This window comes from Streptomyces sp. NPDC060205 (assembly GCF_042728395.1).
Lineage (GTDB): Bacteria > Actinomycetota > Actinomycetes > Streptomycetales > Streptomycetaceae > Streptomyces.
Window position 1 is genome coordinate 1 of sequence record NZ_JBHWZP010000366.1, and the last position, 8820, is coordinate 8820.

Genomic DNA, 8820 nt, shown 5'->3' on the forward strand with positions numbered 1-8820 from the left:
GGGCGCAGCCCCGCCGTTCAGGGGCGCGGGGAACTGCGCGGCCCGCCCCCACCGAACCCGCACCCGGGACGCCCCCCTAGCCCCCCACCTGCGCCGGCAAGGCGGACGCGTGGGTGGGCTGGCAGAGGACCAGGGCCAGGTCGTCCGTGGGGGGTTTGGCCGTGTGGGTGAGGAGGCGGGTGTACAGGGTGTTGAGGGCCTCGTCGGGGAGGGGGTCCCGCAGCGCGTGGGTCGCTTCCGTGAGGAAGGGGAAGAGCGTGCCGTCGGGGGCGCGTGCCTCGGTCAGGCCGTCGGTGTAGAGCAGGAGGCGGTCGCCCGGCTGCAGGCGTACCCGGTACTGGAGGGGGTCGGGGCGCAGCCCCAACGGCAGTGTGGCGACCGCCGGTTCGAGCAGTTCCACTCGCTGGCCGGAGCGCAGCGGCGCGGGATGGCCGCAGTTGACCAGCCGTACCTCGCCCGGTGCGAACTCCGCGAGGAGCGCGGTGACGAAGTCCTCCGGGCCGAGGTCCGGCGCGAGACGTTCGTCCAGGCCGGAGGCGAGGGCCGGCAGGTCGGGGACGGTGTGGGCGAGTTCGCGGAAGGCGGCCACCGTCTCGGCGGTCAGCCGGATGGCCTCCAGTCCGTGTCCGCGCACGTCACCGACGAGGACCCGCAGGCCGAAGGCCGTCACGGCGACGTCGTACAGGTCTCCGCCGAGCGCCGACTCGCGCACGGCGCAGTGGTAGCGCGTGGAGACGTGCGTGCCGGCGAGGTTGCGGGAGAGCGGCCGCACGATGGCCTCCTGCGTCATCCGTGCGACCTCGCGCACCTCGGCGAGCTGCGCGACGAGCCGGTCCCGCTGCCGCACGGCGTGCACGGTGAGTCCGCAGCCGAGCAGCAGCTGGGTGAGGGTGACGGCGGCCGGGACATGGTCCAGCAGGAGCGCGGGGGCGGCGATGAGCACGCAGATCGCCGACGGTGCGAGGAGCCGCCCCTCCGAGAGCCTGCGGAGGTCGCCGGACGTCCCCGGGGCCCGTAAGCGTCGCCACCGGCCGGGTCGCGTCTCCTTGCTGTCGCGGGTCATCCGCTCGCTCCGCCCTTTCTCCGTCTCTCGCGACGGCCTTCGCGACGGCCTTCGCGCGACGGTCTCCGAATATCTCCTTCCGCTCCCGCCCCGACAGGGTGTTGACCGGATCTCGACGTAATGTGCCCGCAAGTGGCGGCGAGGGACCGAGTTCGTCCGCTGCTCGGGGGAGCGGTTCGAAGTGGCCCGCCGGCCGCGTCACACTGGCCGGGTTGCGCGATCCCGCGGGGCTCGCTCGTATGCCGTGCAGGGGACCGTGCGGGGAGGGGCGTTGCCGTGCCGGAGAACACGACGGCCGAGGGACGGTCGGGGAACCTGCCGCCGGAGACCCGGAGCTTCGTCGGCAGACGGCGGGAACTGGCCCGGCTCGACCGGCTGTTGGATCCGGCGCGCACCGGGCGGAGCCCTCTGGTGACGCTCGTCGGGACCGGCGGTGTCGGCAAGACCCGGCTGGCCCTGAACGCCGCCCGTCGCGCCTCGCCCCGGTACCCGGACGGCGTCTGGTTCGTCGAACTCTCGCCGCTGCGCGCCCAGGGCCTGGTGGGGTTCGCCGTCGTGGAGGCGCTGCGGCTCGCCGACCAGTCGACGTCCCCGGTGACCGAGGTGCTCGCGGACTGGCTGGCCGACAAGGAGGCGCTGATCGTCCTCGACTCCTGCGAACACGTGCTCCGCGACTGCGCCGACCTCGTCCGTGCCCTGCTGCCCGCCGCACCCGGTGTGCGGTTCCTGGCCACGAGCCGCGAGCACCTCGGCCATCCGTCCGAACTCCGCGTGGAGATCGACCCGCTGCCGCTGACGGGCGCGGAGGACGGGGAGGACGGGGAGGACGGGGAGGACGGAGAAGATCTCGGGGGCCGGGGCGGGGGACGGCCGGGTGACGCGCTCGACCTGTTCGCGCAGCGGGCCGCCGAGGCGCGTACCGGCTTCGTGCTCGACGAGGAGACGGCCGCTCTGGCCGCGGCCGTCTGCCGTCGGCTGGACGGCATTCCGCTGGCCATCGAACTGGCCGCCGCCCGGCTCGGCGAACTCTCCCTCGGTGAACTCGACGAACGGCTCGGCGAGCGGCTGCCGTCCCCGCTCGACCTCCTCGCGGCGGGACTCGACGAGGGGCCGCTGCGCCACCGCACCCTGCGGACGGCCATCGGCTGGAGCCATGAACTGTGCGCCCCCGTCGAGAGGTTGCTGTGGGCGAGGCTCTCCGTGTTCACCGGCGGCTTCGACCTGGCCGCCGCCGAGGACGTCTGCTCGGGTGGCCCCCTGCCCGCCGGACGGATCGAGGCCCTGTTGGAACGGCTCGTCGAGCAGTCGATCGTGCTGCGCCACCGCACGGATCCCCGGCGCTTCCAACTCCTCGACAGTGTGCGGGACTTCGGCGGTGACTGGCTGCGCGCCCTCGGTGAGGAGCGGACGCTGCGGCTGCGCCACCTCGACCACTACCGCAGCCTCGCGCGCGCCGGCTGCACGGAGTGGAACACCGGCCGCCAGCTGCAGTGGTGCGAGCGCGTGATCACCGAACACGACAATCTCCGTACCGCCATGGACTGCGCGCTGTCCGAGCGCGACGGCCCCACGGCCCTGCGCACGGCGGCCGACATCGGCTTCCTGTGGCGCCACTGCGGCTATCTGCGGGACGCGCAGCACTGTCTCGACCAGGTGCTCACCGCCGATCCGGCGCCCGGCCCCGACCTCGTACGGGCGCTGTGGGCGAGGGCCGCCGTCGCCCTCCTCCAGGGAGATCTGGACAGCGCCGAACGCTGGGCGGCGGTGTGCACGGCGTCGGCCGTCGAACAGGGCGACCCGGTGGCCGTCGTCGGCGCCGCGTACGTCACCGGCGGACACCTGCTCCTGCGCGGGCGCCTCGGCGAGGCGCTGGTGGTCCTGGCCGCGGCCGACCTGCTCCCGGTCCGCGACGACTGGCTGGGCTCCGCGCAGCTCCAGGTGCGGCTCGCGCTCTCGCTGAACCACCTGCTGCGCGGGGAACTGGCCGGCGCCCGGGCGGTCGCCGACGAGGTCCGCGCGGAGAGCACGCGGCGCGGCGAGCGCTGGGCGGGCGCCTTCGCCGACTGCTTCCTCGCCCAGATCGACCTGGCCGAGGGCGACCTGTCCGCGGCGGCGCGCAACGCCCGTACGGCCGTCGTGGCGCACTCCCTGCTCAACAGCACGCTCGGTGTCGCCCACACCCTCGACATCCTGGCCTCGACGGTCGTGGCGGCCGGTGACGGGCGGCGCGCGGCCCGGCTCCTCGCGGTCGGCCAGCGGATCTGGGAACGCCTCGGCAAGGCCCAGATGCAGTCACCGGACCTGATCTCCGCCCGCCGCTCCTGCGAGGACCTGGTCCAGGAGAAGATCGGCACCGAGGCCTACGCGCGGGCGTACGCGGAGGGGCTGGCCATGTCGTACGAGCGGGGTGTCGCCTACGCGGCGGAGGACCTCCACGACACCTGACCGCCCCTCAGACCACGGTGTACGTCACCGGATCGCTGCCCGGCACCGGCTCCGCGCGGCCCAGTTTCACCAGGCGCCGCAGATGGGCCTCCGCCTCCGAGACGGCGATGTTCCGTGAGCCGTACGGGATGTCGGCCCACGGGCGGTTCCACTCCATCCGCCGGGCGACCTGCCACACCGTGAGCGGGGTGGAGAGCAGCGCGAGGAGACCGGTGAGGCGTTCCTCGTGGTGGTCCAGCAACTCCCGTACGCGGGACGGAGCGTCGGTGAAGGCGTGCAGATGGGCCGGGAGCACCTCGGCCGGTTCCAGACTCCCGATCCGCTCCAGGGAGTCGAGGTAGTCGCCGAGCGGATCGGGCTCGCTGTCGTCGTCCGGGTCCTCGTACAGCCCGATGTGCGGGGTGATCCTCGGCAGGAGGTGGTCCCCGGAGAACAACCGCCCGTTGCCCGGCAGTCGGGCCGGATGCCGCTCCTCCAGGTGGAGGCAGACATGGCCGGGGGTGTGGCCCGGGGTCCACACCGCGCGCAGCCGCCGGCCGGCGAGGTCCAGGAGTTCGCCAGGGACGATCTCCCGGTCGGGGAGCGCGGGGGACAGGCCGGGGAGCCGCGAGCGGGCGGAGCGCAGCGGTGCCACATGCTCCGCGGGCGCGCCCGCGGCGGTCAGCTTGTCCGCCATGTACGAGAACCAGCGGCCGGGCCTGGTCTCGCGGGTCCGCCGCACGATGGCGATGTCGGCGGCGTGCATGGCCACCCACGCGCCCGACGCCTCGCGCACCTTGGCCGACAGGCCGTGGTGGTCCGGGTGATGGTGGGTGATCACCACGCCGTGGATCTCCCCGACGCCCGTACCGCAGGCCGTCAGCCCCTCGGTGAGCGCGTCCCAGGAGGCGGGATCGTCCCAGCCCGTGTCGATCAGGACCGGCCCGCGGTCGGTGTCCACGACGTACACGAGCGTGTTCCCGAGGGGGTTGTCCGGGATCGGGACCTCGATGGACCGTACGCCCCCGCCGTGATCGGTCACCTGTGGCATGGGCTCCCCTGTCGACGACTCCCGACTCCCGGCCACTATAACTAGAACCGGTTCCAATGGGAGTGCTGTGCGCTCCGTGGACTCCTCCAAGTGGAACTGGTATCAGTTTCAGGGTCTGATGCACCGTCAGGAGTCGTCCTCGTTGTCTTCGTCGTCCTCGGAGAGGCAGTCGGTCATGACCGAACTCGTGGAACACGCACAGCTGTTCATCGGCGGCGAGCTGACCGCCCCCAGCGGCCGGGACGTCATCGAGGTGGTCTCCCCGCACACCGAGGAGGTCATCGGCCGGGTGCCGCACGCCGCACGGGAGGACGTCGACCGGGCCGTCGCGGCGGCACGCACCGCCTTCGACGAGGGCCCCTGGCCGCGGATGTCCCTCGACGAGCGCATCGAGGTGGTCACCCGCATCAAGGACGCGATCGCCGTACGCCACGAGGAGATCGCCCGCGTCATCTCCTCCGAGAACGGTTCCCCGTACTCCTGGAGCGTCCTCGCGCAGGCACTCGGCGCGATGATGGTGTGGGACGCGGCGATCACGGTCGCGCGCGGCTTCACGTACGAGGAGACGCGCGACGGAGTGCTCGGGAAGATCCTCGTACGGCGTGAGCCGGTCGGGGTCGTCGCGGCCGTCGTCCCGTGGAACGTGCCGCAGTTCGTGGCGGCGGCCAAGCTCGCGCCCGCCCTGCTGACCGGCTGCACGGTCGTCCTCAAGCCGTCGCCCGAGTCGCCGCTGGACGCGTACATACTCGGCGAGATCGCCAAGGAGGCCGGACTGCCGGAGGGCGTCCTGTCGATCCTGCCGGCGGACCGCGAGGTGAGCGAGTACCTCGTCGGGCATCCCGGGATCGACAAGGTGTCCTTCACGGGGTCGGTAGGGGCGGGCCGGCGTGTCATGGAGGTCGCCTCGCGCAACCTCACCCGCGTGACGCTGGAACTGGGGGGCAAGTCGGCGGCCGTGGTCCTGCCGGACGCGGACCTCGCGACCTCCGTGCCGGGCATCGTCTCGGCGGCCTGGATGAACAACGGCCAGGCGTGCGTCGCCCAGACCCGCATCCTGCTGCCGCGCTCGCGCTACGACGAGTTCGCCGAGGCGTTCGCGGCGGCGGCGAACGCGCTGGTCGTCGGCGACCCGCTGGATCCCGCGACCCAGGTCGGCCCGCTGGTCGCGCGCCGGCAGCAGCAGCGCAACCTCGACTACATCCGCATCGGCCAGGAGGAGGGCGCCAAGATCCTCACCGGAGGCGGGCGGCCGGCCGGACTCGACCGCGGCTGGTACGTCGAGCCGACGCTCTTCGGCGACGTCGACAACTCCATGCGGATCGCACGCGAGGAGATCTTCGGGCCGGTGATCTGCCTCCTCCCGTACGGGGACGAGGCGGAGGCCGTGAAGATCGCCAACGACTCCGACTACGGGCTGAGCGGGAGTGTGTGGACGGGGGATGTGGCGCGGGGTGTGGAGGTGGCCCGGCAGGTGCGGACCGGCACCTACTCCGTGAACACCTTCAGTCTCGACATGCTCGGGCCGTTCGGCGGCTACAAGAACTCCGGGCTGGGGCGGGAGTTCGGGCCCGAGGGGTACGGGGAGTACCTGGAGCACAAGATGATCCATCTGCCGGCCGGGTGGGAGGCCTGAGGATGGGGGACCGGTGGCGTGTGGAGGTCGACCGGTCGCTGTGCATCGGGTCGGCGCAGTGCACGCATGTCGCTCCCGCGGCCTTTCGTCTCGACTCCGCGATGCAGTCGCATCCCGTGGAGTCCGAGACGGATGCGGGTGAGGAGATTCTGGAGGCGGCGGAGGGGTGTCCGGTGGAGGCGATCGTCATTGCCCTGCTGGGCAGCGGGGAGACGGTGTTTCCTCCGGAGGAGTGAGGGCCCGTCGGGGCGGACGTTGTGTGTCGGCCGCCGACCGGTGGGGGCGGGCCCAAAAGATTGCGCAGTTCCCCGCGCCCCTAGGGGGTGGGGGCGAGGTGGGTCGTCGGGTGCGGGTGCGTCGTGGTTGCTCGCCTCGGCTCGCGCCCCGTCAGGGGCGCGGGGAACTGCGCGGCCAGCCCCCGTCGGCCCGCAGCCGGCCATGCGGCACGGGTGCTGCCCCGCCGCGTCAGTCCCGTGGGGACGTCAGGTCGATGAGGCGGCAGACCGTTTCTATGTCGATCTTCACCTGGGCGATCGACGCCCGGCCGGAGAGCCAGGTGATGAGGGCCGAATGCCAGGTGTGCTCGATCACGCGGACCGCGGAGAGCTGGGCCGGGGTCGGGTCGTCGAGCCCCATCGCGTCAAGGATGATCACCGTCGTCTGGCGGGAGACCTGGTCGACCTCCGGACTGACGCTGCGGTCGGCGAACGTGAGCGCCCGGACCATCGCGTCCGCGAGATGCGGCTCGCGCTGGAGGGCACGGAACGCGCGCATCAGCGTCTCCGCCACCCGCTCCGCCGCCGTGTCCCCCGTCGGCGGCTTCTTGCGGAGCGTGCCGTGCATATGGGCCAGCTGGTCCTGCATGGTCGCGACCAGCAGATGCACCTTCGACGGGAAGTAGCGGTAGAGCGTGCCAAGGGCCACCTGCGACGACTCCGCGACCTCCCGCATCTGGACCGCGTCGAAACCGCCCCGGCTGGCCAGCTGCGCGCTCGCGTGCAGGATCCGCCGTCGGCGCGCCTCCTGGCGCTCGGTGAGCGGGGGAGTGACCGGCTGCGCGGCCCGTACGGGCGGCTGCGCGGCCTTCGCCGCAGTCTTGGCTTCCGCAGGCATGGATCCCGTTCCGTGACGTTCGTACAACAGAGGGCGGTGGGGCGGGCGGGGGCGGGTCGGGTGACAGCAGAGTAGAGGTCCCGCCGTGGCGTGAATCACCCGATCCACCGCTCACAGGAGGGCTACCTGCCGGTAGATTCAGTGCTCCCTGAACGATCAAGTCTGAAACTTGTTCTAGATTACCGTCCCGAAGTAATCTCGCGGGAACGTGCTGGAAGAAGGGGGCCGAGAGTGACCCATGAGGCCATGGAGGCAGGCCTCCACGCGGGCTCGGCCGCCGACGCCGACCGACCGCTGCGCATCGCGCTCCTCACCTATAAAGGGAACCCGTTCTGCGGCGGCCAGGGTGTCTACGTACGTCACCTCTCGCGCGAGCTCGCCCGGCTGGGCCACCACGTCGAGGTGATCGGCTCGCAGCCCTACCCGGTGCTGGACGAGGGCGAGGGCCTGGACGGGCTCTCCCTCACCGAGCTGCCCAGCCTCGACCTGTACCGCTCGCCCGACCCCTTCCGTACGCCGAGGCGCGACGAGTTCCGCGACTGGATCGACGCGGTCGAGGTCGGCACGATGTGGACCGGGGGCTTCCCCGAGCCGCTCACGTTCTCGCTGCGCGCCCGCCGCCATCTGCGCGCCCGGCGCGGCGACTTCGACGTCGTGCACGACAACCAGACGCTGGGGTACGGGCTGCTGGGGGACGTGGGCGCACCGCTGGTCACCACCATCCACCACCCCATCACCGTGGACCGGCAGCTGGAGCTGGACGCCGCCGGGAGCCGCCGCAAGCGGGCGTCCGTGCGCCGCTGGTACGCGTTCACGCGGATGCAGAAGCGGGTCGCGCGCCGCCTGCGGTCCGTGCTCACCGTCTCCGGCACGTCCCGCCAGGAGATCGTCGACCACCTCGGCGTACGGGACGAGCGGATCCACGTCGTCCACATCGGTGCGGACACCGACCTCTTCTCGCCCGATCCGTCCGTGCCGAAGGTTCCCGGCCGGATCGTCACGACCTCCAGCGCCGACGTCCCCCTCAAGGGGCTCGTCTTCCTCGTCGAGGCGCTCGCCAAGGTCCGTACCGAGCACCCCGCCGCCCACCTCGTCGTGGTCGGCAGGCGTGCCGAGGACGGGCCGGTCGCCCAGCTCATCGAGCGGTACGGGCTCGAAGACGCCGTCCAGTTCGTGAAGGGCATCTCGGACGCGGAACTCGTCGACCTCGTGCGGTCCGCCGAGGTCGCCTGCGTGCCGTCCCTGTACGAGGGTTTCTCGCTGCCCGCCGCCGAGGCGATGGCCACCGGTACGCCCCTGGTGGCCACCACCGGCGGAGCCATCCCCGAGGTCGCGGGGCCCGACGGCGAGACCTGCCTGGCCGTTCCGCCCGGCGACGCGGGGGCGCTGGCCGCTGGGCTGAGCAGGGTGTTGGGCGACCCGGGCCTGCGCGAGCGGCTCGGCGCGGCCGGGCGTGCGCGCGTACTGGAGAAGTTCACGTGGGCCCGCGCCGCGGAGGGCACGGTGGCCCGCTACCGCGAGGCGATCGCCGAGGCC

At 72.5% G+C, this 8820-nt stretch carries 7 protein-coding genes; 4 read left to right on the top strand and 3 right to left on the bottom strand.

Going from position 1 to position 8820, the window contains the following annotated elements; genetic code table 11:
• Positions 1 to 76: 76 nt before the first annotated feature.
• Positions 77 to 1063, bottom strand: a complete 987-nt coding sequence (locus ACFWGJ_RS37925) for a PP2C family protein-serine/threonine phosphatase (RefSeq protein WP_387333513.1) — start codon at positions 1061 to 1063, stop codon at positions 77 to 79.
• A gap of 276 nt (positions 1064 to 1339) precedes the next feature.
• Between ACFWGJ_RS37925 and ACFWGJ_RS37930 the strand changes: the two genes are divergently transcribed.
• Complete coding sequence (locus ACFWGJ_RS37930; RefSeq protein ID WP_387333514.1) at positions 1340 to 3508, top strand: ATP-binding protein; 2169 nt, start codon at positions 1340 to 1342, stop codon at positions 3506 to 3508.
• 7 nt (positions 3509 to 3515) lie between these two features.
• Here the strand turns inward: ACFWGJ_RS37930 and ACFWGJ_RS37935 are convergent, their stop codons facing one another.
• On the bottom strand, positions 3516 to 4538 hold the full coding sequence (locus ACFWGJ_RS37935; protein ID WP_387333515.1) for an MBL fold metallo-hydrolase: 1023 nt from the start codon (positions 4536 to 4538) through the stop codon (positions 3516 to 3518).
• 175 nt (positions 4539 to 4713) lie between these two features.
• Between ACFWGJ_RS37935 and ACFWGJ_RS37940 the strand changes: the two genes are divergently transcribed.
• Both ACFWGJ_RS37940 and ACFWGJ_RS37945 read left to right on the top strand, forming a co-directional pair.
• The gene (locus ACFWGJ_RS37940; RefSeq protein ID WP_387333516.1) at positions 4714 to 6171 is read left to right on the top strand and encodes an aldehyde dehydrogenase; all 1458 of its coding nucleotides are present in this window, start codon (positions 4714 to 4716) and stop codon (positions 6169 to 6171) included.
• A 2-nt stretch (positions 6172 to 6173) separates the two neighbouring features.
• Positions 6174 to 6407: a ferredoxin gene (locus tag ACFWGJ_RS37945; protein WP_387333517.1), complete on the top strand. Its 234-nt coding sequence runs from the start codon at positions 6174 to 6176 to the stop codon at positions 6405 to 6407.
• A 229-nt stretch (positions 6408 to 6636) separates the two neighbouring features.
• Here ACFWGJ_RS37945 and ACFWGJ_RS37950 read toward each other — a convergent pair whose 3' ends face one another.
• Complete coding sequence (locus ACFWGJ_RS37950) at positions 6637 to 7284, bottom strand: TetR family transcriptional regulator (protein ID WP_210883061.1); 648 nt, start codon at positions 7282 to 7284, stop codon at positions 6637 to 6639.
• A gap of 231 nt (positions 7285 to 7515) precedes the next feature.
• On the opposite strand from ACFWGJ_RS37950, the gene ACFWGJ_RS37955 reads away from it, so the two are divergent.
• A partial coding sequence (locus ACFWGJ_RS37955) for a glycosyltransferase family 4 protein (protein WP_387333518.1) occupies positions 7516 to 8820 on the top strand: 1305 nt, incomplete at its 3' end.

Excerpts from the sequence above, each read along its gene's own strand:
- ACFWGJ_RS37940 (WP_387333516.1), top strand. The coding sequence starts at position 4,714 with ATGACCGAACTCGTGGAACACGCACAGCTGTTCATCGGCGGCGAGCTG.
- ACFWGJ_RS37925 (WP_387333513.1), bottom strand. The coding sequence starts at position 1,063 with ATGACCCGCGACAGCAAGGAGACGCGACCCGGCCGGTGGCGACGCTTA.
- ACFWGJ_RS37935 (WP_387333515.1), bottom strand. The coding sequence starts at position 4,538 with ATGCCACAGGTGACCGATCACGGCGGGGGCGTACGGTCCATCGAGGTC.
- ACFWGJ_RS37950 (WP_210883061.1), bottom strand. The coding sequence starts at position 7,284 with ATGCCTGCGGAAGCCAAGACTGCGGCGAAGGCCGCGCAGCCGCCCGTA.
- ACFWGJ_RS37945 (WP_387333517.1), top strand. The coding sequence starts at position 6,174 with ATGGGGGACCGGTGGCGTGTGGAGGTCGACCGGTCGCTGTGCATCGGG.